Origin of the sequence: Halorientalis sp. LT38 (assembly GCF_037031225.1) — an archaeon.
Taxonomy (GTDB): Archaea; Halobacteriota; Halobacteria; order Halobacteriales; family Haloarculaceae; genus Halorientalis; species Halorientalis halophila.
The window spans coordinates 926,608-947,850 of sequence record NZ_JAYEZN010000001.1; the positions used below are offsets into that span (position 1 = coordinate 926,608).

A 21,243-nucleotide genomic window follows, 5' to 3' on the forward strand; every position below is an offset into this window, starting at 1 on the left:
GCCGCCGTCACTTTGCCCGGCGACACACGTCGCCGTCACTACCCCTCGTCTTCGAGGTGCATCACGTCGAAAAAACGATCGCGGATCCGGCTGGAGACGAACCGCAGCAGGTCGGGATCGTCCTCGCCATGGTCGGCGAAGAGGCCGAGTGGGATCTGCCCGCCGGCCATGTCGCCGTGGCCGCCGACCTGCCCGACGTCTTCGAAGGCGATCTCGAGCGTGTCGGCGATGTCGACCCTGGAGTCCATCGAGCGGGCGCTGAGTCGGATCGTCTCCTCGACGAGGCCGAACACCAGCACCGTCGTGATCCCTTCGAGGTTGAGGAGGTAGTCGGCGGCCTGCGGGATGGCGCCGCTCTCGCTGGTCTGGCCGACGCTCGCCACCATGCTCGACCCGCGGACGGTGCGACTCCGGATCGCCTCGCCGATGGCGTCGAGCATGGCGGGGGTGAAGGCCGACCCGTACATCTCCTCGACCAGCGGCACGTCGGCCTGCCGGAACACGGTGAGCGCGGCCTGGTACTCGTCGGCGGTCGGGTAGCGCACGTAGTCCAGGCGCTCGCGGTGGATGGCGAAGAGGAGCGCTGACGCCACCGGCTCGGAGATGGGGACGTCGCTCTGGGTGAGATAGCCCACGAGGATCGACGCGGTCGCGCCACAGCGGTCGCGCACGTCGACGAACTCGGCCTCGGGCGGCTCCGGGAAGTCGTGGTGGTCGATGACCACGTCGACGGTGATCGAGGCGGGGACGCTGTTGTTGACGCCGGGGATCGAGTGGTCGACGAAGGCGATACAGTCGAACGCGTCCAGATCCGTATTGTCGAGGTGGACCAGGTCCAGATCGAGCAGGTTGACGAACGCGCGATTTTGCTGGTGGCTGATCGAACCGCCGTAGGCGATCTCGATCTCCGGGACGCCCCAGGCATCGGCGAGCAGTTCGAGCGCCAGCGCGCTCGCGATGGAGTCGGGATCGGGGTTGTCGTGGCAGACGATACAGAGCGACTCCGCGTCCGTGACGACGGCCGCGAGGTCCTCGAGTCGCGACGTCACCGGTCGCGGCGCTGCCGACTCCGACTCGCTTTCCTCGGCCTGGTCTTCCTGCACGGGTCCCATAGTTTCTACCGGCGGCCTCAGACGCATAAGCGTCCTCGCAGGGTAGCTACCGGTCGATTGCGAGCGGCGGGCGCGAACCGAACGCGCGGCGCCGCCCGCCAGAGGGATCGGAGAAACGTTTCATACGAGGGGAACGAGCCTTTATTATACGTCGTGTGGCGATTGAAACTGTGACGCCGGCGGGGCCGCGGTTGGTGCCACGCACGGCGATCGTGGGGAGGGTGACACATGAGTGCACAACAGACGGGGACGCCAGCCGACGAACTGACCTACTACGAACTGGACGAGTACTTTCCGACGACGGCGTGGCTCGAGACCTACGCCGAGGCGCTGACCAAGAGCGAGGCGCTCGACCACGAGATGAACGGCTGGGGGACCGACTGGAACGGCGACTTCGTCTTCGAGATCCGCAACCTGCCCATCTTCGAGAACGCCGTCAACGACCTGCCCGAAGAGCTGTGGCGGAACCTCGGCGACGCCATCCGGTCGCTGCCCGACAGCACGCTCGAAGCCGTCGTAGAGACCGCGCCCGAGGAGATCCAGGACAACATCGCGGCCCGGACCGGGACCCTCCAGGACCGCGCGGCGGCGGAACTGCTGGAGACGCCGATCGCCGAATCCCCGGAGAAGGTCTGGCCCGGCCTCCGCAACATCATGCCGGAAGTGCTCGACGCGCTCGTGGACGAACTCGACGAGCACGTCACGGACGAGGGCCACATCTACGCCTGGCTCAACATGGTCGACGGCGACTGCCGCGAGACGGCGACGATGCAGTCCGTCGACGAACGGGCACACCGCGTCCGCCTCACCGGCGAGTACGAGGACTGGAAACGCCTGCTCTCCGGCGACCTGGGCCTCCTCGAAGCCGTCATGGGCGGGACGCTGCAGGTGACCGCCGACATGAAGAACGTCCTGCAGTACATGGACGCACAGCTGGTTATGGTCGAGACGGCGGCCGAGACGGACAAGCGATTCCTCTTCTAAACCACCTTTTTACTGCAAGGGGTGCGCTCCCTTCGGTCGCGCACCCCTTTTGTAAAAACGTGGGCGAAAAACTCCTCCGAGCGAGCGTCTGCGCTCGCTCGGAGTGTTCCCGTGAGTGACCGCAGGGAACGAAGGGGAGCTCGGAAGTCGCAGTCCGCGCAGCACCGGAGGTGCGAGCAGAACCGTCTTCCGGTGAACCGCGCGCCGGGGGCGCGCGGATGCTGGCCTGCAGTATGCATTCCACAGTGCTTGCAGTTGGGAGCCAGGGTAGCAGAGAACAGTTCGGAAGGTGGTTGGTTTCAGGACCGCCGAGGATGACTCGACTGCCCAGTGTGCGTGCAAAGGTATCGGACGGACTACGTCACGCTATGCCGGTGACGGGCCCATACGGACTTTTCAGTCGTCCCGTTCAAGGACACGGTATGGACGACAACCCACTCGACGAGGTGGACCGAAGTATCCTGCACCAACTCCAACTCAACGCCCGCCAGACCGATACGGAGATCGCCGAGAAGGTGGATGTGACCTCCACGACGGTCCGGAATCGACTCGATAAACTCGAAGACGGGGGCGTGATTCGGGGCTATTACCCCGAAATCAACTACGAGCAAGCGGGCTACCCCCTCCACGTGATGTTCGTCTGTACGGTCAATCCAAATGAGCTGGAATCGCTGGCGGACCAGATCCTCGAGGTTCGCGGTGTGGTGACCACCCGCGATTTGCTTGGGGGCGAACGGAACGTCCACGTCGAGGTCGTCGCCGACACGGTCAGGGAAATCGAAGAGATCCGCAACGAACTGGCGGACCTGGGCCTGACGATCAACAGTTCTGAGATTATCTCCGAGACGCAGGTCCAGTCATGGGACCACTTCTATCCACGTCCGGAACCCGACGCGCGCCAGGACGACGACGCCGACGATGGCTCGGTCACCGATCAAGGATAATCGGGATATCACTTGAAAAATCCAAATTTATTAGAGCCACCGCCGCTCTTCTCGCAAACCCATCTCAATATATCCACCAGAAGCCGATTTGAGTTGGATATTGCAAATTTATAATATATATGAAAAAAAAAGAGCTTAACGGTAGCATGCGCTTTCCACGATATGGCCCAAACGACCGAGGCGGTAACCAAGACGTTCACTTCACTGTCAGATCCCCTTCGTCGGTACGTCTTGTACTACCTCGACGAGGAGGCTCCAGTCTCCATAGACCGTCTCGCCACTCGGGTCGCCGCCTGGCACACCGACAGCACCCCGGAGGCCGTCGACGAGGACACCGTCACGGAGATGCGCGCGGCCCTGTACCACATGCACCTGCCGAAACTCGAACAGTACGGCTACATCGAGCGGAAAAAGGACGCCCGAGAAGTCGCCAAAGGGCCACGGTTCGAGGAAACTCGTCCGCTGCTCGAATGGGTTGACGACCACGCAGAAGTAGCCGACCAGAGCGACTATTCCTTCGCATGAAATCGACCCAAACAGACACGGACCTCCTCACGACCGCCGTCGAGGAGGGGTATTTCAGGGTCCCTCGGCGAACGACGTTAGTAGCCCTCGCGGACGCACACGACATTTCGGACGTCGAAGCGTCCGAACGACTTCGCGCCGGGATCGATTTGGCTCTGCGAGAACATCTCGACGGTGTTGATGCCACTGACGCTACCGATCACGAGTGATTATCTGCGGCGGTCGTCGTTTGCGTGGTTCTCGACTGCTAGTAATTCGTCGAACAGCACCTCGGAGAAACAACGTCACGGCGGATGGCTCCGGTCAAGCAACACACTGTACTGATCGAATTGAGAGGAGCGAAGAACGGGTGTGTGAGCTGCTCTGTGCCACCATCGGTGGGTTACTCAGCATCCGCGACGCGAAGTCGGTCGAAAGGCGCTACGCGCTCGTTCGTGATGTCCCCAGACGTCTCCGATTTCTGGCTGCAGGCGGGAACGTTCCGATTTCCCGCAACGACGAGAGACGCCACTGGTCTCTCGAACCACCGCGACTCGACGAAAAAGGTACGTTCTCAGGCCTCGACGGCCAGTCCGGCCTCGCGGGCGGCCTCCTCGGCGCTCGCGTCGTCGTGGATGACGCCCGCCACGCCACGCGTGATCGCCTCGGGGTCGTCGTGCTGGAAGATGGACCGGCCCATCGAGACGCCGGCCGCGCCCGCGTCCATCGCCCCGCGGACCATCTCGAGGGTCTCCTGGTCGGTCCCCTTCGCACCGCCCGCGATGACGACCGGCAGGCTGGTCGACTCGACGACGTGCTGGAAGCTGTCCGCGTCGCCCGTGTAGCCGGTCTTGACCACGTCCGCGCCGAGTTCCTCGCCCAGGCGGACGGCGTGGCCGACGGCCTGGTTGTAGTCCTCGGAATCGGGGTCGATGTCCGGGCCGCGGGCGTAGGTCATCGCCAGGACGGGCATCCCGTAGCGGTCGGCCTCGCTCGTGACCGCGGCGAGTTCCTCGATCTGTTCGCGCTCGTAGGTCGAGCCGACGTTGATGTGGAAGGAGACGGCGTCGGCGCCCGCGCGGATGGCGTCCTCCACGGTCCCGGTCGTGCGCTTGTCGTTCTCGTCCGGTCCGATGACCGTCGAGCCGTTGAGGTGGCAGATGTAGCCAGCCTCGTTCTTGTTCTCGTGAACGCGTCCCGCGACGCCCTTCTGGGTGAGGACCGCGTCGGCCCCGCCCCGGGTGATCGCGTCGATGGTCGATTCGATGTCCTTGAGGCCCTTGACGGCTCCCAGTGTGAGGCCGTGGTCCATGGGGACGATGAGGTGACGTCCCCCTGTCCCGATGCGGGCCAGGCGCGCTGCGTTCCCCGTGCTCATGATATGGGGAGGTGTGGCAAGTACAGACATAAGCGTTGCGAGACTGCGACAGGCCGTTCCTGTGAGCGCCGTCACTCGCGGCGGTTTGACACCGCAGGAATCACCCGCCGGGCCGTGTCAGGGCCGCGAAACGTCGCCGTTCAGTCGCCGTCGGCCTCGGCGCTCTCGGCCGCGCCCCGCACGGCCCCCGCTTTCAGTTCGCGAGCCTTGGCCTCTAGCCGGTCGGCCACTGTCTCGACCGAATCGCCGTTCTCGTGGCCCTCGGCCACGATGTCGACCAGGGCGGAGCCGACGATGATCCCGTCCGCGCCGGCGCGCACGATGCGTGCGGCGTGGTCGCCTTCCTTGATCCCGAAGCCGACGGCCTTCGGAACCGCCCAGTCGTCGATGCGGGCCAGGCTCTCGTCGGTCTGGTCGCTCACGTCGTCGCGCGCGCCGGTCGTCCCGAGCCGGGCCTGGACGTAGACGTAGCCCGACACCTGCTCGCGCATCCGGTCGAGGCGCTCGCCGCGGGTCGTCGGCGCGACGATGAACACCAGGTCGAGGTCGAACTCGTCGCAGGCCGCTCGCAGGGGGTCGGCCTCCTCCGCCGGGAGGTCCGGGACGACGAACCCGGTCAGCCCCACGTCGGCGGCCTTCTCGACGAAGGGTCGCGGGCCTTCGCCCTCACCGTACTGGTAGATCAGGTTGTAGTAGGTCATGCAGACCAGCGGGACGTCGACGTCGAGGTCCTCGACGAACTCGAAGTAGCGGTCGGGAGTCATCCCGCTCTCCAGGGCCCGGACGATGGCGCTCTGGATCGTCGGCCCCTCCGCGATGGGTTCGGAGAAGGGCAGGCCGAGTTCGATCACGTCGGCGCCGCCGCGGGCCAGCGCCTCGACGTATTCGAGGGAGGCCTCGTAGTCCGGATCCCCCGCGGCCAGGTAGGGAACGAAGGCCGGTTCGTCGCGCTCGAAGACGGCGCCGAGGGCGGGGTTGTTGGCCATTCAGACCCCCTCCTGGGCGGCCCCCTCGAAGACCGACATATCCACGTCCACGTCCAGGTCCCGTTTCTCGGTCTCCTCGACGACGGTTTCGAGGTCCTTGTCGCCCCGTCCGGAGACGTTTATCACTGTGACGTCGCCCACTGCGTCGGGGTGTTCGTGCAGGTAGCCGAAGGCGTGGGCCGTTTCGAGGGCGGGGATGATCCCCTCCTCGCGCGAGAGGCGGTGGAACGCCTCCAGCGCGGCGTCGTCGTCGACGTTCGCGGGCGTGACCCGGCCCTCGTCGACCAGATGCGCGAGTTCCGGGCCGACGCCGGCGTAGTCCAGGCCCGCCGAGACGCTGTGAGACTCCATGATCTGGCCGTCCGAATCCTGCAGGAGCTTGGTGCGGGCGCCGTGGAGGACGCCCTCGTCGCCGGTCGACAGCGTCGCGGAGTTGGGAGCGACGCCCGCTTCCTCGTCCACAGAGAGCGAGGAACCGCCGGCCTCGACGGCGACGAGGTCCACCTCGGCGTCGTCGACGAACTCGGCGAACGCACCCATGGTGTTGGAGCCGCCGCCGGCGCAGGCGACGACGGAGTCGGGCAGGCGACCCGCCTGCTCGCGGATCTGTTCGCGAGCCTCCTCGGAGATCACAGATTGAAACTCCCGGACCATGTGGGGGAAGGGCGCGGGACCGACGACCGACCCGATGACGTAGTGGGTGGTCTCGACGGTCGTCGCCCAGTCGCGCATCGTCTCGCTGATGGCCTCCTTCAGGGTGCCCCGGCCCACCGTGACGGGGTTGACCTCGGCGCCGTTGAGCCGCATCCGGAAGACGTTGGGCCGCTGGCGGTTGATGTCGGTCCGGCCCATGTAGATCTCGCAGGGCATGTCCAGATGGGCGGCGGCCATCGCCGTCGCGGTGCCGTGCTGGCCGGCCCCGGTCTCCGCGATGATCCGCTCTTTGCCCATGTACTTCGCCAGCAGCACCTGCCCGAGGGCGTTGTTCAGCTTGTGCGCGCCGCCGTGGACGAGGTCCTCGCGCTTGAGGTACACCGCCGTGTCGTACGCGTCCGAGAGCTGTTCGGCGTACTGGAGCGGCGTCGGCCGGCCGCCGAAGTCCCGTAATCGCTCGCGGAACTCGTCCATGAAGCCGTCCTCGTTTGCCAGCACGTAGCGCTCGTAGGCGTCGGTCAGTTCCTCGATGGCCGGCATCAGCGCCTCCGGCACGTACTGCCCGCCGTATCGTCCGAACTTCTGCGTGTCGCTCATGTCTCACCCTCGGCGTTCGTCAACCGCGCCGTGTTCGCTTCGACCGGGCCGTCCATGATCGCGCTGCCGATCAGCAGGCCGTCCGCGCCCGCCTGCCGCATCCGGGTCACGTCGTCGGCCGTCCCGATCCCGCTCTCGGCGATCAGGGTCACGTCGTCCGGGACGTCGGGAGCGACCCGCTCGAAGGTCCCCAGATCCACGTCCAGCCGTGCGAGGTCGCGGTTGTTCACACCGACGATATCGGCCCCCGCGTCAAGTGCCTGCTGGAGTTCGGCGGCGTCGTGGACCTCCACGAGCACCTGAAAGCCCCGTTCGCGGGCCGCTTCGAGGAGGTCCGGCAGGTCGTCCGTATCCGCTTCCTCGAGAAAGCGGACGATGAGGAGGACCACGTCGGCCGCCACGGCGTCGAGCTGTTCCTCGCGCAGGACGAAGTCCTTCCGCAGGACGGGCACGTCGACGGCCTCGCGCACCCGCCGGAGGTTCTCGGACGACCCCCCGAAGTGTTCGGGCTCGGTTAGCACCGAGAGGGCTGCCGCCCCGCCGGCGACCATCTGCTCGGCGAGTTCGACGGGGTCGTCGGCCCGTTCGCCGTCCGTCGTCGGACTCGTCGGTTTCACCTCCGCGATCACCGGCACCCGGTCGTCGGCCTCGGCGGCCGCGAAGGCCGCCTGCAGGTCCCGCGCCGCGACCGACAGCCGCTCGCCCCCGCCGCCGCGCTCCCTCGCGGCCGCGAGGATCGACTCGACCGCTGGTGCGATCTCATCATTAGCGTCCATTACTGTACATTGACGGACGGAACTGCACATAAGGCTTGCGTCACGACCCCGGATCGAGCGGAGCGACGGGCAACGCTCAAGGGGTGTCACTCAAAAGGGACGACGTAGATGACGGACAGACGGAGTTTTCTCCGGGGAACGGTGGGGCTCGGGACCCTCGCGGTCGCGGGCTGCCTCGGTGGGGGCGGCGAAGGCGAAGAGGGTTCACCGGGGACGACGGACGACGGGGACGTCCTCACGCCGACGCCGTTCGGCCCCGACGAGAACGAGCGGTCGTTGCCGTCCGAGCTACGGATCGTCTCTGCTGTCGGGACCAACGTCGCCGATCGCCGCATCGGCACCGTCGAGGTCACGGTGGCGACGGTGCAGGGGGTCGAGGAGATCGATCTGACGAAAGTCACGGCCGACTGGACGGTTCCCGCGGACACTTACGAACTGGCGGCGGCCGCCGGAAAGGCGACCGCCGACGGCTACTTCGGGATCGAACCGGAGGGCGGTGGCGCCGGCGACGCGACCCTCGAAGACGAGGACGAGCGCTACCGACTCGTGTTCGATCTCGGGAGAGACGACGCCGAGAGCGACGACCGGCCGCGGCGCGGCCAGCCCACGGTCGAACACTTCGGGAGCGTGCTCCAGAACGGCGAGGCCGTCAGGCTCCGGCTCAGGACCGCCGGATCGGCGACGACGAACGTGATCCTGCTGACGCCCGAGGACGTGACGGCCATCGAGGGGCCCGTCCAGCTGACCGTGGAGCCAACGTGATCGAGGCGCAGCCAACGACGTCGCGCCGGGGGCAGGTTCAAGGGACTCTCCGTCGTGCTGGCGTGTATGCAAGGCGACGAGGCCGGAATCTTCGCCCGCGAAGCACCGTATCTCGACCGCCACGTCCAGGTGGGCGTCGCGCAGGGCCGCGTCATCTCCGTCTCCTTCCCGAGGACGCCGGACGGAGAGGCCAGAAGCGACCACGAACTCCTGGACCGGATCGAGTCCTACCTCGACGGCGTCGAGGAGTCGTTCGACGACGTGCTGGTGGCGCTGACCGTCCCGACCGACCAGCGCAGCGTCCTCGAAGTCCTCCGCGAGATCCCCTACGGCGAAAACGCGAGCGTCGGCCAGCTGGCGCGACTGACCGCCGGGCTCGACGACGACAACGACGACGACCTGCGGACCGTCCGCGAGGCGCTGGCCGAGAACCCCGCGCCGCTGCTCATCCCGGACCACCGCGTCCGCGACGGCCCCGGTGCGACGCCGCCCGACATCGTCGACAAACTCAGATCCATCGAGAAGCTCTGACGCGGAGCCGACGCGGCCCGACCGATTTATTCCCATCTGTTTGTCCCTGAAACTTTTTATAGTCGTTGTGCGGACGACAGGTCGTGGAGGGGAACAACGTCACGCGGAGAACGGTACTGCGCGGCGTCGCGGCGGGTGGGGGGACGCTGGCCGTCTCGGGTCAGGCCGCCGGCTCGTCGACGACGTTCGACACGCACACGAAGATCACCTTTCGAGCGATCGTCGACGCGGTGCTCCCGGAGACGCCAGGGCTCGAAGACAGCCTGGGCGCCGAGCACGTGCCCGGCGGCCTGGCCGTCGACCTCGAAGCGTTTCTGATCACCTACGCGAACGACCTGTTCACGTTCGGCCTGCCCTACGTCGGCGAGGTGGGGAACATCCCCATCGCGAGCCCGGTCGCGGCGGTGCTCGACCTGGCCGCGAAGGAGTTGCTCGCCGAGGGTGACAACGAGGACGAGCCCAGCGTCGACCGGCCGCTCTCGCTGCTGGAACCCGAGGACGAGTCGGCCTGGGTCGTCCGGTTCGTCGCGGGAACGTTCGCCAAACTGTCGCGGCGCGACCGCCTCAGGGCCATCGGCCTGCTCGACGGGTACGAACTCGAACTGTCGCCCGTCTCGGGGACCGTGTTCGAGGCCGACGCCGGCCTCGTCGGCCAGCTGGTGGTCGGCTTCGCGGAGGTCATCTACTACAGCGAGTGGGAGGGCTACGACGAGTTCACGCAGCCGCCGAGCCAGCGCGAGCACGCGAACGACCCCGCCGAGGTACAGAGCTGGCGCCAGACCGGCTACCCCGGCTTCTCGGACGGCTACGCGGCCCTGCGAGGGTACGTCGGGACGCCCGACGGCCCGCTGGGCGGCGGTGACGTCTGGACCGAGATCGACGACGACGGGGCGGTGCTGGTGACGCGCGACTCGGGCCACTTCCGCGAGAACGACTACGACACGAGCGACTACGAGGAGCCGTATCCGGAGGGTGCGTAGATGGTCGCGAGCGAATACGACGCGGTGATCGTCGGCGCCGGCGGCGACGGCCCGGTCGCGGCCTGGAAACTCGCCGAGGCGGGCCTCTCGGTGCTGGTGCTGGAGGCCGGCCCGTTCCACGGCAACGAGAAGTGGCCCAAGCCACACGAGGACCCCGGCGGGGAGGCCTCCTCCTCGATCGAGGACCTCAGCGGCGAGTTGCTCGACGAGCAGTTCACCACCCGCGAGTTCGAGATGGTGAACAAGCTCATCTTCGGGCCCGCCGATCACGAGCGGGGCTTTTACTTCCGGAAGTTCCCCGGCGACGGCGCGATCCTCCAGTGTTCCGGCGTCGGCGGTACGACGCTGCACTACACCGGCAACCACCCGCGGGCCTACCCCGCCTCGATCGACGAGCAGGGCCACTGGCCCATCGACTACGCCGACCTCGTCCCCTACTACCAGGAGATCGAGGAGATGTGCGAGGTCGCGCCCGCGCCCGTCACCGCCAAGGAAGAGCTGTTCTTCCGGGGCGCAGCGGCCGCCGGCTGGGATCTGCTCGACGAACTGAACGTCACCGAGCCGGGCTACCGGCCCCAGCCGAACGCGATCCGCCAGCCCGACGAGAAACTGCACGTCGACGCCGACTACGACGGCGACTTCCAGTATCCCGAGGTCGAGGGCGACACGCTCGCGCTGGGCAACATCGCCGGCAATCCACACCCGCGGGGCGCACCCTTCGAGGAGAAGGCCAAGCGAGCGAGCAACATCAGCTTCGTCCCGCCGGCCCTGAAGACCGGGAACGTGACGATCCGACCCAACGCCTTCGTCACTGACATCCACACCGACACCTGGTTCGGCGACGACCCCTCGGCGACCGGCGTCGAGTTCCGCGACACCTGGTCCGGCGACAAAGAGGACGTCGAGGCCGAAGTGGTCGTCCTCGCGGCGGGGGCCATCGAGACCCCGCGGCTCTGGAAGAACGCCGACCTCCCCGAGAACGACTGGGTCGGCAGCGGCATGACCATCCACTTCGGCGACAACGTGATGGGCCTGTTCGAGGGGGCGGATCTGGACGGGACACTCGGCACAGACACCGTCGACCAGTTCCAGGGCCAGGACATCGCCGCCCGCTTCGACTATCCCGGGCTGGGGATGCTCCAGACCGTCGGCACCACGCCCGGCCTCGGCGCCATCCTCGGCTTCGGCGCGAGCGCCTCGGGCTTTACCTTCCAGAACGACACCAGCGACGCCCCCTGGGACACGATGGGCCGGCTCGCCGGGCGCGAGCTGAAGGAGACCCTCGCGGAGTACCGCCGGATGCTCCAGATTCTCGTCGTAAGCGACGACCGCCCGCACGAGCGCAACGGCGTGACCGTCGTCCCCGGCGTCTCGGACGAGAACGGCTCGATCCCGCTGGTCAACTACGTGCCGAGCGACGGGGACAAGAAACGCCGCGACGAACTCGCCGAGATCGCCGCGGAGATCCTCCGTGAGGCCGGTGCGTCCCACGTCCATCGCTCTGACTCCCCGCCGACCGCGCTGCACGTCCAGTCCACGATGCGCATGGGGAAGGTCGTCGACACCGCCTGCGAGGCCTACGACGTCGATCGACTCTTCGTCGCCGATCACAGCGCGCTGGCGAACTCGGTCGGCGGCGTCAACCCGACCAATACGGGGCAGGCCCTGGCCGCCCGGACCGCCGAGAAGATCGTCGACCGGTACTTCTGAGCCCCCGGTATTGCACGACCGGGCCGGTACGTCGCGAGGTGCCGGGTCGGAGATGAAAGCAGTGGGCTTTCAGATCCGAACGCCGATACCACGGCACTGTGGACGTGCTCGTCTCTCCCAGTCGACACGGACGGTCCCGGTGGTGCAGCCGTCGGTACGGCTACCGACAGTCCTCGGTCACCGGTGAGGGTGGACGATGAGCGCCCTCTATCTGCTGCTCGGGCTCTTCCTGCTGCTGCTCGTCGTGGTCGACCTCCTGTGGACGACGCTCTGGGTCGAGGGCGGCGCGGGGCCGCTGACGACTCGGCTCACGAAGTGGACGTGGCGCTCGCTTCGAGCCGTCGCCGGCGACCGCCCTCGACTGCTGTCGATCGCCGGGCCGGTGATACTCCTCGGCAGCCTGACGCTGTGGATCGCGTTGCTGTGGGCCGGCTGGACCGCCCTCTTCGCCGGCGCCGAGAACGCACTGCTCGATACGCGGGATCCGGGTCCGATCTCCTGGATCGAGCGCATCTACTTCGTCGGCTATTCGATCTTCACGATGGGCAACGGGGATTTCACCCCGCGAGACGGGCGCTGGCAGATCGTGACGTCGCTCGCGACGGCGAGCGGCATGCTGTTCGTGACCCTGAGCGTCACGTACGTCCTCTCCGTCCTCGGCGCCGTCACGCAGAAACGCTCGCTCGCGAGCAGTATCAGCGGACTGGGGAGCGACAGTACCGAGATACTCGAGGCGAGCTGGGACGGCGACCGGTTCCGCGGACTCGACGTCCCGCTCGAGTCGATATCAACGCGCCTCGACACGCTCACGACCAACCACAAGGCGTATCCGATACTCCACTACTTCTACACGCCCGATTCCAGCGCGGCCCCGGCCACGGCCGTCACCGTCCTGGACGAGACGCTGACGCTCCTCCGCTTCGGCGTCCCGAAACGGACCCGCCCCAGTGAGATCGCCATCACACAGGCCCGGACGAGCGTCCGTTCCTATCTCGAGACGCTCGATAGCGCGTTCGTAGAGCCGGCCGACGAATCGCCCCCGTCACCCGACATCGCCGCGCTCCGTGACAGGGGCGTCCCGACGGTTTCGGACGACGACTTCGAGGACGCCATCGTGGAGTTAGACGATCGGCGACGGGAACTGTTCGGCCTGGTCCGCTCGGACGAACGCCAGTGGCCCGGGTCCGAGAATCCGTAATCCCGCCGCGAGGACCCGTTCGTCGCCGCCTGCTCTCACAGCCCCCAGAAGAATGCGATGCCGACCGTCGTGACGACGGTCAGGATGAGTTGCAACGGCGCGCCGACGCGGGCGAAGTCGGTGAACTTGTACCCGCCGGGGCCGTAGACCATGAGGTTCGTCTGGTAGCCGACCGGGCTGAGAAGCGGCGTGCTGGCGGCGAACGTCACCGCGAGGGCGAACGCGAAGGCGTCGACGCCGAGCTGGCCGGCGACCTCGATCGCGATGGGGAGCATCAACACGATGCTGGCGTTGTTGCTCACCATCTCCGTGATTATCGCGGTCCCGAGATAGAATGTCGCGAGCATCGCGATCGGTGGGAGCACGGCACTTCCCGCGACGATCCCCGTCGCGATCAGGTCCGCTGTCCCGGAGGCTTCGAACGCGATACCCAGCGGGATGACCCCGGCCAGCAGGAAGATGACGTCCCAGTCGACGGCCTCGTAGGCGTCCTCCGGGCGGAGGATGCCCGAGAAGAGCATCGCGACGACGCCGGCGAGGGCGCTGACCATGATCGGGAGATACTCGAGGGCGGCCAGTCCGACGACGCCCCCCACGATGCCCAGCGCGATGGGGATTTGCGTCCGGTCGAACTCCTCCCAGCGCTCGTCGCTGGAGACGACGACGTTCGTGTCGGTCCGCAACCGGTCCAGGACCTCCTCGTTCGTCTGGACGAGCAACACGTCCCCGGCCTGGAGGTCGACGTCGCGCAGGCGCTGGCGAATGACTTCGTCGCCCCGGCGGATCGCGAGCACGGTCGCGTCGAACTCGCGTTCGAACCCCGCGACGCCGTCCCGCCGCTTCGACCACTGCCCGGGGAGCAAGACGACTTCCGTGAGCGACGTTTCCGCCTCGGCAGCGTGTGCTTCCTCGTCGTCCTCGCCCTCGTCGTCGTTCTCGCCATCCTCGTCGTCCGGGTTCGTCTCGGGGGACGCTGCCGGTGGATTCCACTCGTGGCGTTCCGGGTCGAATCCCTGGGGCAGCGGTTCGTCCTCGTCGGCTCCGGCGTCGAGCAGTTCCGGCAGGAGCACGAGGTGGTCGTCCTCGATGACCTGTTCGAGCGTCTCCTGACTCGCTCTGACCGAGAGCACGTCACCGGCGCGGATCCGCTCGGAGGGGAGCCCCCGGACGATGACGCGGTCGTTGCGCACGATCTGGAACACGTCCAGGTCGAGGTCGCCGCGGCGGACGTCACGGACCTGCGAGCCGACGAGGTCGGAGTCCTCGTGAACGACCACGTCGGTCAGGTAGTCGGCCATGCCGAACTGGTCCGTGGGAGACCCCTCGGCGGTGATCCGGGCGGGCGTGAGGTACCGACCGACGGTCAGCAGATAGACCATCCCGACGGCCAGCACGACGGCGCCGAGCTGCGTGAACTCGAACAGCGAGAACGGCTCGCCGGTCGGGCCGATCTGCGCCCAGATGTCGCTCGCGAGCAGATTCGTCGACGTCCCGATGACGGTGAGCGTCCCGCCCAGCATCGAGGCGAAGGAGAGCGGGATCAAAAGTTTGGAGGGCGAGGTGCCGGTCTTCCGGGCGAGGTTCGTGACGGCGGGGATCAACACCGCGACGATCGGCGTGTTGTTCACGAAGCCCGCCGCGGGGCCGGAGAGTCCGACCGTCGCGATCAGCTGTCGGGACTCGCTGTCGCCCGCGAACGCCTCCATTTTCCGGGTGAGGATCTGGATGACGCCGGTCTGTCGAACGCCTTCGCTGAGGATGAACATGGCCAGCACGGTGAGCGTGGCGGGGTTCGAGAAGCCCGACACGCCCTCCTCGGGGGACACCCCCGTCCACGGCCCGAGGAGGATGAGCGCCACCATCAGCGCGATGGCGGTGGTGTCGATCGAGACAGGCTGCAGAACGAACAGGACGAGCGCGACCGCGACCACCAGCAGCACGACGAACACGTCGATGGAGACGGGGAGCCCCACCGGGAATTGCTGGAGGGAGACGGGCGTCGCCAGTGTGAGTTCGGGCAGGATGGTCGTCACCGCATCAACTGGCTCTCACATCTCGATGGCGTATCATTAAAAGTACGGTTCTGGTTCGACAGCCGTTCCCTGCGTGAGCGATCGGTGGCGGTCCGCACCCGGACCGCGACCCGTCATCCCAGCCGCTGTTCCCACTCGTCGACGGGCATCGATTCACCGGTGACGCCGTCCGGCCCCTGCGCCAGGAGTGCCGTGGCAGCGTCGTTCATGACGTCGGGACCGAGAATCGTCTCCCGTTCCTCGTCGGGCAGGTGGTCCCAGAACCCGGTGTCGACGCGGCCGCCGGGGTCGAGCGCGTTGACGTTGATATCGTGCTCGTCCAGTTCCAGGGCCTGGGTCCGGGTCATCCCCTCGAGCGCCCACTTCGAGGTGACGTAGGGGCCCCACGTCGCCGAGCCGCGACGGCCCAGGCCCGAGGAGACGTTGAGGACGTTACCGCGCCCCGCCTCGATCAGTTCGGGGACGACGTACTTCGAGAACAGGAAGACGCCGGTGACGTTCACGTCCATGATCTGGCGGAAGTCCGCCGCGTCGACCTCGTGGAGAACGCGGCCCTCGTCGTACATGCTCAGGAGGCCGATTGCGGCGTTGTTCACGAGTCCGGTGACCGAGCCGTACTCGTCGACCGTCGCGTCGACCACGTCGCGGACCGCGTCCTCGTCGGTGACGTCCGCGGGCGCGACGAGCACGTCGCCGTCGGCGGCGGCCGCGACGTCGGCCAGCGCCGACTCGCTGCGAGCGGTCACCGTCACGGCTGCACCCTCCCGGGCGAATCGTTGCGCCATCGCTGCGCCGAGGCCCCGGCTCGCGCCGGTGACGATCACGACGTCGTCGTCCAGGGTCGTCATGCACGGGACTAGAACCGCAACGGCCTAAAAGGGGTAGCTCCGGCGACTCACCCGTCCGAACCCGCGCCGCCGGCCCACTCGATGCCCAGCAGTTCGTGGACCACGAACTCCAGGGCGTTCACGAGGTAGTGCGCGACGAAGACGACCAGGAAGCTCCCGGTCAGGACGAACGCCGCCGCCAGGACGAACCCGAGCGCGCCGGTGACGGCGACCCCGACCCGGCCCTGTGCGCCGTGTCCCAGGGCAAAGGCCAGCGACGAGACGACGGCCAGCGCCCACGGCGAGGTGTCGAACCCGGCGCCCGTCGCGCCGATCACCGCGGCCCGGAAGATGAACTCCTCGACGCCGGCGATGATCGGCAGGACCAGGAAAAGCAGTATCAGCCACCCCGTCGCCGACTCCGGCGCGAGCAGCGACCGCAGTCGCTCGTCGTACTCGACGCCCATCGCGTCCGCGCTCGCCGCACCGACCTCGTTGACGGCGTACAGCGAGACGCCGACCACGATGCCGACGCCCACGGCTGGGAGGCCGGTGCTGAGCGAGGCGTCGGAAACGCCGAACGCCCACGCGGGGATCTCGAAGTACCAGGCCCCGCCCAGCAGAATCGCCCCGAACAGCCCCTGCGTGAGCGCGACGTTGGCGAGCAGGGCACCGGTCGAGAACTGGTCGGGACCGGCCGCGGGCCCGCCTTCCGTCGGCGTCGCCGCCAAATCGCCGTCCGTCCGGAGCGATCGCTCGCGAGTCACTGGGTCGGGAGCGTCCCCCTCCGGCGGGACGAAGGTCGGATACGCGTCGTCCGGATCGCGGGACTCGGGCTGTTCGGGAGCGTCGTCGTCGGACGCCGGACCGTTACCGCGGACGGCGTACTGGGAGAGACGAGCGAGCGCGAGCAAGAGGGTCAGGACGACGCCCGTCAGGCCGACGAACGCCGTCCACTGCGGCACGGGTTACTGCGGGCTCGGACTGCCGCTGCCGTGCCCGACTTCGCGCTGTTCCAGCGCCTTGCCGGTGATGTTCTTGAGCCGGTCGACCAGCGAGTCCTTCTCGGGTTCGCCCGCCAGAGCGACCTCGAGGACCTCGCTGATGTGGGAGACGGGGACGATCTCGATCATCTCCTCGTACTCCTCCTCGATCATCACGTCCTGCTCGTTGGCCTTGGGGATGATGACCGTGTCGAGGCCGGACTTGGCCGCGGCCTCGATCTTGTGGGTGACGCCGCCGACCGGGAGCACGTCCCCGCGCACGGAGAGCGATCCGGTCATCGCCAGGTTCTGCTCGACGGGGACGTTCTCCAGCGCGGAGATGACCGCCGTCGCCACGGTGATGGAGGCGGAGTCGCCGTCGACACCGCCCTCACCGGCCTGGACGAACTGGATGTGAACGTCCTTCTCGGTGATGTCCTCGTCGCTGAACTTCTTGATGATCGCCGAGACGTTCTGGACGGCCTCCTGGGCCATCTCCTTGAGCTGGCCCGTGGCGATCACTTCGCCGGGGCCCTGGCTCGGCGTGACCTCGGCCATGACGGGGAGGACGATCCCGGAGTCCTCGCCCATGACGGCCAGGCCGTTGACGCGGCCGATCACGTCGCCCTGGTTGACGGTCAGCTCGTAGTCCTTGCGGCGCTCGATGTAGTTGTCCGCGAGCTGTTGCTCGATGGAGCGGCTGCGGCGCTTGGCCTGCAGCACGTCCCCGCGCTCGGTGTACTCCTTGTCCTCGGCGCGGGCGATGTCGCCCGCGACCCGGACGAGGCCACCGAGGTCGCGCAGTTTGAGGGTGAGGTGGCCCTTCCGGCCGGCGCGGCGGCGGGCCTCGAGGATGACCTCCTCGACGGCCTGCTCGTCGAAGTGGGGGAGCCGCCCGTCCTTCTCGACCTCCTGGGCGATGAAGCGGGCGTACTTCCGGCGCATCTCGGCGTCGTCCTCGATGGTGTCGTCCATGTACACCTCGTACCCGTAGCCCTTGATCCGCGAGCGCAGGGCGGGGTGCATGTTCTCCATCGCGTCGAGGTTCCCGGCCGCGATCATGATGAAGTCACAGGGGACGGGCTCGGTCTGGACCATCGCGCCCGAGGAGCGCTCGGACTGGCCCGTGATGGAGAACTTGCCCTCCTGGATGGCCGTCATCAGCTTCTGCTGGCTGCGGATGTCGAGCGTGTTGATCTCGTCGACGAAGAGCACGCCCTTGTTGGCCTTGTGGATCGCGCCGGGCTCGACGCGGTCGTGGCTGGGCGTCTCCATGCCGCCGGACTGGAACGGGTCGTGGCGGACGTCGCCCAGCAGCGCGCCGGCGTGGGCGCCGGTGGCGTCCTCGAACGGCGCGGTGTTCTGCTCGGCGTTGTTGACGAGCAGGTTCGGGATCATCGAGTCGTTGCCCCGAGAGCCGTAGCGGAAGGCGAGGTAGATGACACCGGCCGCGAGGATGCCCAGCAGGGGTTGCTGGACGATCAGCAGCGAGTAGCCGATGACGATGGCGATGATGATCCACATGAGGAAGCTGCGCATCTGGTTGCGCTTGCGAGCTTCCTCCTTGTGGGCGTCGACGATCTGGTCCCCCTTGCCGGCGGGCACGGTCCGAACTTTCGGCTCGTTCCCGTCGTCGGGGTTGTGGTAGACGAGCACGTCCTGCAGTTCCTCCTTGGGGAGCAACTGGCTCATCGCCTTCGCGAGCATCGACTTCCCGGTCCCGGGCGAGCCGATCATCATGACGTGGCGACGCTGCTTGGCCGCCTTCTTCACCACGTCGCGGGCGTGGTCCTGGCCGATCACCTGATCGACCAGTCGGTCGGGCACCTCGATGTCCTGCGTGGAGCCGATCTCGAGGCCGCCGAGGATGTCGTCTTCGGCGCCCTCCTCGTCGACCGGCGCGTCGATCTCGACCTCGCTCCCGAGATCGTCGATCGTGCCCTCGTTACCGTCGGGAACCCCCGACTCCTCCTCGTCCCCGTCGTCGCGGCGGCTCTCGACGCCGTCGACCTCCTCGACGTCGTCGGCCGCGTTCTCGTAGGCGTGTGGGGACTCCTCCGCGGAGTCGGGACCCCCGTCTTCGGGGTCGTCGTCCGTGTCCGTTTCGTTGCTCATAGAAGCGTTGCTGTTACCGGAACGGAAGGGCCGTCGACTGATATACTTTCTCCCCTCTACCGACCGCCGAGAACCTCCAAACCGCCGGACAGCGGCCCGACCGAAACCGCTCGACGCTCCTCGCCTGCGACTCGCGTGTTTTATCAAACTGCCCGCGGACGTACCTGTATGACACGGGGGTTCTACATCGGCCGCTTCCAGCCGTTCCACGACGGCCACCGCGAGATGACGGCGGAGATCGCCGCGGAGGTCGACGAGGTCGTGGTCGGCATCGGGAGCGCCGACGCATCCCACTCCGTCCGCAACCCGTTCACCGCCGGCGAGCGGGTCATGATGGTCTCGCGCGTGCTCGAAGACGTGGACACCCGGACCTACGTCGTCCCCATCGAGGACATCGACCGCAACTCCGTCTGGGTGAGCCACATCGAGAGCATGGCGCCTGACTTCCAGGTCGCCTACTCGAACAACCCGCTCGTGATCCGCCTCTTCGAGGAGGCCGGCATCGAGGTGCGCCAGTCCAGGATGTACAACCGCGAGGACCTCAAGGGCTCGCGCATCCGCTCGCGGATGATCGGCGGCGACGACTGGGAACACCTCGTCCCCGACGCGGTCGTCGACGTCATCGACGAGATCGACGGCCTCGAGCGCCTCCAGACCATCGCGGGCGACGACGGCGGCGACGCGAGCGAGAACGACCACTGACCCGCCACGGCCAGAATCGATGATCACCCTCAGCTCCGACTTCGGTACCCCCTACCCGGCCGCGATGAAGGGCGTGATCCTCCAGGACTCGGACGCCCGGCTGGTCGACGTGGCCCACGACTTCCCCCGCCAGGACGTCCGGACGGCGGCGTTCTGGCTTCGCGAGGTCCTCCCGTATTTCCCCCCGGCGGTCCACCTCGTCGTGATCGACCCCGGCGTCGGCACCGACCGCGCAGCGGTCGTCCTCCGGGCGGGCGATCACGCGCTCGTCGGGCCCGACAACGGCGTCCTCCGGCCGGTGGCCCGCGAACTGGCTGGCGGTGAAGACGGGATCGAGGCCTTCGAGATCGACCTCGGTGACCCCGCGAGCAGCACCTTCCACGGGCGAGACGTGTTCGCGCCCGCGGCCGCGCTGGTCCACGAGGCCGGGATCGGCGAGTTCGAGACTCGCGAAGCCTTCGCGCCGGCCGACGACCTCGTGGACCTGACCTTCCCCGAACCGACGGTCGACGACGAGCGCGCCACGGGCGAAGTGCTGGTCGTCGACGACTTCGGCAACGCGATCACGAACGTTCCCGGATCGATTCTCGACGGTCGCTACGGCGACCACGTGACGGTCAACGGCGAGCGCGCGCCGGTGGAACCGACCTACGCCGCGGTCGACCCGGACCAGCGGCTCGTGACGGTCGGGAGCCACGGCAACGTCGAACTCGCGGTCAACCGGGGTCGGGGCGAGGCGGCCTTCGGCGTGGCGGTCGGCGACCGCGTCGCCATCGACCTCGACTAGTCGCGTTCCTCGATCCGGTCGAGCAGGTCGGCCAGCGCCCGCCGCGCGATCCGTTCCTTGATCTCCGGGCGCGAGCCCTCGAACTGGTAGCGCTCGACGGTCGTCGACGAGTCGCCGGTCCCCCACGGTCTGGCCTCTGCCACGCCGACGAAGACGGTCCCGACGGGGTGATCGGCGCGGTCGCGTCCCGGGCCGGCCACGCCGGTCGTCGAGAGCCCCCAGGTCACGTCGGCGGTGTCGCGTGCGCCCTGGGCCATCTCGCGACCAACCGGTTCGGAGACGGCGCCGTCGACGTCGAGCGCCTCGCGGGAGACGCCCAGGAGTTGCCGTTTCGCGTCGTAGCTATAGGCGACGACCGAGCGGTCCAGGTACGCGCTGGCGCCGGGAACGTCGGTAAGCAGCGAGCTCACGAGCCCGCCGGTACAGGACTCGGCGACGGCGAGCGTCTCTTCGCGCCGTTCGAGCGCGTCGCCCACCTGCGTCTCGATCAGCGGCTCCATCCCGAACTCTGTCATGCGTCCGGTCACGAGGCCCGGCGATTTGAATCCCGCGACCGTTTCGGTCCGGCGGCACCACCGGTTATCCGCAGGAATCCGAGTGCCTGCCGATCACGATAGCCGACGCTCACGGATCGAGCCAAAAAATGGAGTGCGGTTGGCGGTCGGGTGATCGGACGCGAA

21 protein-coding genes are annotated in these 21,243 nt (G+C 67.6%); 11 read left to right on the plus strand and 10 right to left on the minus strand.

The genetic code is table 11. The features are described from left to right. Positions 1 to 38: 38 nt before the first annotated feature. Positions 39 to 1,112 carry a DHH family phosphoesterase gene (locus tag U5918_RS04940; RefSeq protein ID WP_335999922.1) on the minus strand — a complete coding sequence of 358 codons (1,074 nt, stop codon included), beginning with the start codon at positions 1,110 to 1,112 and terminating at the stop codon, positions 39 to 41. Positions 1,113 to 1,340: 228 nt separating this feature from the next. On the opposite strand from U5918_RS04940, the gene U5918_RS04945 reads away from it, so the two are divergent. From U5918_RS04945 to U5918_RS04960, 4 genes are all read left to right on the plus strand, one after another. After that, entirely contained in the window at positions 1,341 to 2,096 is a 756-nt protein-coding gene (locus U5918_RS04945; RefSeq protein WP_335999923.1) for a hypothetical protein, read from the plus strand. A 422-nt stretch (positions 2,097 to 2,518) separates the two neighbouring features. Then, entirely contained in the window at positions 2,519 to 3,040 is a 522-nt protein-coding gene (locus tag U5918_RS04950) for an Lrp/AsnC family transcriptional regulator (protein WP_335999924.1), read from the plus strand. Positions 3,041 to 3,202: 162 nt separating this feature from the next. Continuing rightward, the gene (locus U5918_RS04955) at positions 3,203 to 3,565 is read left to right on the plus strand and encodes a DUF7344 domain-containing protein (RefSeq protein WP_335999926.1); all 363 of its coding nucleotides are present in this window, start codon (positions 3,203 to 3,205) and stop codon (positions 3,563 to 3,565) included. Beyond that, positions 3,562 to 3,774, plus strand: coding sequence for a helix-turn-helix domain-containing protein (locus U5918_RS04960; protein ID WP_335999927.1), 213 nt, complete (start codon positions 3,562 to 3,564; stop codon positions 3,772 to 3,774). Before U5918_RS04955 ends, U5918_RS04960 begins: the two co-directional genes overlap by 4 nt. Positions 3,775 to 4,118: 344 nt before the next feature. Here the strand turns inward: U5918_RS04960 and U5918_RS04965 are convergent, their stop codons facing one another. The 4 genes from U5918_RS04965 to trpC form a co-directional block, all read right to left on the minus strand. Continuing rightward, on the minus strand, positions 4,119 to 4,922 hold the full coding sequence (locus U5918_RS04965; protein ID WP_335999928.1) for a 2-amino-3,7-dideoxy-D-threo-hept-6-ulosonate synthase: 804 nt from the start codon (positions 4,920 to 4,922) through the stop codon (positions 4,119 to 4,121). A gap of 140 nt (positions 4,923 to 5,062) precedes the next feature. Continuing rightward, complete coding sequence (gene trpA / locus U5918_RS04970; protein WP_335999929.1) at positions 5,063 to 5,908, minus strand: tryptophan synthase subunit alpha; 846 nt, start codon at positions 5,906 to 5,908, stop codon at positions 5,063 to 5,065. Continuing rightward, entirely contained in the window at positions 5,909 to 7,159 is a 1,251-nt protein-coding gene (gene trpB, locus U5918_RS04975) for a tryptophan synthase subunit beta (RefSeq protein ID WP_335999931.1), read from the minus strand. Continuing rightward, on the minus strand, positions 7,156 to 7,935 hold the full coding sequence (gene trpC / locus U5918_RS04980; protein ID WP_335999932.1) for an indole-3-glycerol phosphate synthase: 780 nt from the start codon (positions 7,933 to 7,935) through the stop codon (positions 7,156 to 7,158). The genes trpB and trpC overlap by 4 nt, the downstream gene beginning before the upstream one ends. A gap of 108 nt (positions 7,936 to 8,043) precedes the next feature. On the opposite strand from trpC, the gene U5918_RS04985 reads away from it, so the two are divergent. The 5 genes from U5918_RS04985 (at position 8,044) to U5918_RS05005 (ending at position 13,116) form a co-directional block, all read left to right on the plus strand. After that, a complete protein-coding gene (locus U5918_RS04985; protein WP_335999933.1) occupies positions 8,044 to 8,697 on the plus strand; it encodes a hypothetical protein in 654 nt (217 codons plus the stop codon). 66 nt (positions 8,698 to 8,763) lie between these two features. Continuing rightward, positions 8,764 to 9,228: an MGMT family protein gene (locus tag U5918_RS04990; protein WP_335999937.1), complete on the plus strand. Its 465-nt coding sequence runs from the start codon at positions 8,764 to 8,766 to the stop codon at positions 9,226 to 9,228. A gap of 83 nt (positions 9,229 to 9,311) precedes the next feature. Continuing rightward, entirely contained in the window at positions 9,312 to 10,208 is an 897-nt protein-coding gene (locus U5918_RS04995; RefSeq protein ID WP_335999939.1) for a hypothetical protein, read from the plus strand. Next, entirely contained in the window at positions 10,209 to 11,918 is a 1,710-nt protein-coding gene (locus U5918_RS05000) for a GMC family oxidoreductase (protein ID WP_335999941.1), read from the plus strand. A 196-nt stretch (positions 11,919 to 12,114) separates the two neighbouring features. Then, positions 12,115 to 13,116, plus strand: coding sequence for a potassium channel family protein (locus U5918_RS05005; RefSeq protein ID WP_335999943.1), 1,002 nt, complete (start codon positions 12,115 to 12,117; stop codon positions 13,114 to 13,116). A 35-nt stretch (positions 13,117 to 13,151) separates the two neighbouring features. On the opposite strand, the gene U5918_RS05010 is transcribed toward U5918_RS05005, so the two are convergent. From U5918_RS05010 to lonB, 4 genes are all read right to left on the minus strand, one after another. Next, entirely contained in the window at positions 13,152 to 15,140 is a 1,989-nt protein-coding gene (locus tag U5918_RS05010) for an SLC13 family permease (RefSeq protein ID WP_418771361.1), read from the minus strand. 122 nt (positions 15,141 to 15,262) lie between these two features. Continuing rightward, the gene (locus U5918_RS05015) at positions 15,263 to 15,997 is read right to left on the minus strand and encodes an SDR family NAD(P)-dependent oxidoreductase (RefSeq protein ID WP_335999945.1); all 735 of its coding nucleotides are present in this window, start codon (positions 15,995 to 15,997) and stop codon (positions 15,263 to 15,265) included. Positions 15,998 to 16,044: 47 nt separating this feature from the next. Continuing rightward, on the minus strand, positions 16,045 to 16,941 hold the full coding sequence (locus tag U5918_RS05020; protein WP_335999946.1) for a CPBP family intramembrane glutamic endopeptidase: 897 nt from the start codon (positions 16,939 to 16,941) through the stop codon (positions 16,045 to 16,047). 3 nt (positions 16,942 to 16,944) lie between these two features. Continuing rightward, positions 16,945 to 19,074: an ATP-dependent protease LonB gene (lonB, locus tag U5918_RS05025; RefSeq protein WP_335999947.1), complete on the minus strand. Its 2,130-nt coding sequence runs from the start codon at positions 19,072 to 19,074 to the stop codon at positions 16,945 to 16,947. A gap of 168 nt (positions 19,075 to 19,242) precedes the next feature. On the opposite strand from lonB, the gene U5918_RS05030 reads away from it, so the two are divergent. Continuing rightward, entirely contained in the window at positions 19,243 to 19,776 is a 534-nt protein-coding gene (locus U5918_RS05030; RefSeq protein WP_335999948.1) for a nicotinamide-nucleotide adenylyltransferase, read from the plus strand. Positions 19,777 to 19,795: 19 nt separating this feature from the next. Further along, positions 19,796 to 20,563: an SAM hydrolase/SAM-dependent halogenase family protein gene (locus tag U5918_RS05035; protein ID WP_335999949.1), complete on the plus strand. Its 768-nt coding sequence runs from the start codon at positions 19,796 to 19,798 to the stop codon at positions 20,561 to 20,563. Here the strand turns inward: U5918_RS05035 and U5918_RS05040 are convergent. Continuing rightward, complete coding sequence (locus U5918_RS05040) at positions 20,560 to 21,078, minus strand: CinA family protein (RefSeq protein WP_335999950.1); 519 nt, start codon at positions 21,076 to 21,078, stop codon at positions 20,560 to 20,562. The two genes, U5918_RS05035 and U5918_RS05040, sit on opposite strands and share 4 nt — an antisense overlap. Between the last annotated feature and the right edge of the window lie 165 nt (positions 21,079 to 21,243).

Bases quoted from the DNA above. Each gene is read 5' to 3' on its own strand.
- U5918_RS05000 (WP_335999941.1), top strand. From the start codon at position 10,209: ATGGTCGCGAGCGAATACGACGCGGTGATCGTCGGCGCCGGCGGCGAC.
- U5918_RS04990 (WP_335999937.1), top strand. From the start codon at position 8,764: ATGCAAGGCGACGAGGCCGGAATCTTCGCCCGCGAAGCACCGTATCTC.
- U5918_RS05040 (WP_335999950.1), bottom strand. From the start codon at position 21,078: ATGACAGAGTTCGGGATGGAGCCGCTGATCGAGACGCAGGTGGGCGAC.
- U5918_RS04960 (WP_335999927.1), top strand. From the start codon at position 3,562: ATGAAATCGACCCAAACAGACACGGACCTCCTCACGACCGCCGTCGAG.
- U5918_RS05005 (WP_335999943.1), top strand. From the start codon at position 12,115: ATGAGCGCCCTCTATCTGCTGCTCGGGCTCTTCCTGCTGCTGCTCGTC.
- U5918_RS05035 (WP_335999949.1), top strand. From the start codon at position 19,796: ATGATCACCCTCAGCTCCGACTTCGGTACCCCCTACCCGGCCGCGATG.
- trpC (WP_335999932.1), bottom strand. From the start codon at position 7,935: ATGGACGCTAATGATGAGATCGCACCAGCGGTCGAGTCGATCCTCGCG.
- U5918_RS04945 (WP_335999923.1), top strand. From the start codon at position 1,341: ATGAGTGCACAACAGACGGGGACGCCAGCCGACGAACTGACCTACTAC.
- U5918_RS04965 (WP_335999928.1), bottom strand. From the start codon at position 4,922: ATGAGCACGGGGAACGCAGCGCGCCTGGCCCGCATCGGGACAGGGGGA.
- U5918_RS04955 (WP_335999926.1), top strand. From the start codon at position 3,203: ATGGCCCAAACGACCGAGGCGGTAACCAAGACGTTCACTTCACTGTCA.
- lonB (WP_335999947.1), bottom strand. From the start codon at position 19,074: ATGAGCAACGAAACGGACACGGACGACGACCCCGAAGACGGGGGTCCC.
- trpA (WP_335999929.1), bottom strand. From the start codon at position 5,908: ATGGCCAACAACCCCGCCCTCGGCGCCGTCTTCGAGCGCGACGAACCG.
- U5918_RS05015 (WP_335999945.1), bottom strand. From the start codon at position 15,997: ATGACGACCCTGGACGACGACGTCGTGATCGTCACCGGCGCGAGCCGG.
- U5918_RS05030 (WP_335999948.1), top strand. From the start codon at position 19,243: ATGACACGGGGGTTCTACATCGGCCGCTTCCAGCCGTTCCACGACGGC.
- U5918_RS04950 (WP_335999924.1), top strand. From the start codon at position 2,519: ATGGACGACAACCCACTCGACGAGGTGGACCGAAGTATCCTGCACCAA.
- trpB (WP_335999931.1), bottom strand. From the start codon at position 7,159: ATGAGCGACACGCAGAAGTTCGGACGATACGGCGGGCAGTACGTGCCG.
- U5918_RS04940 (WP_335999922.1), bottom strand. From the start codon at position 1,112: ATGGGACCCGTGCAGGAAGACCAGGCCGAGGAAAGCGAGTCGGAGTCG.
- U5918_RS04985 (WP_335999933.1), top strand. From the start codon at position 8,044: ATGACGGACAGACGGAGTTTTCTCCGGGGAACGGTGGGGCTCGGGACC.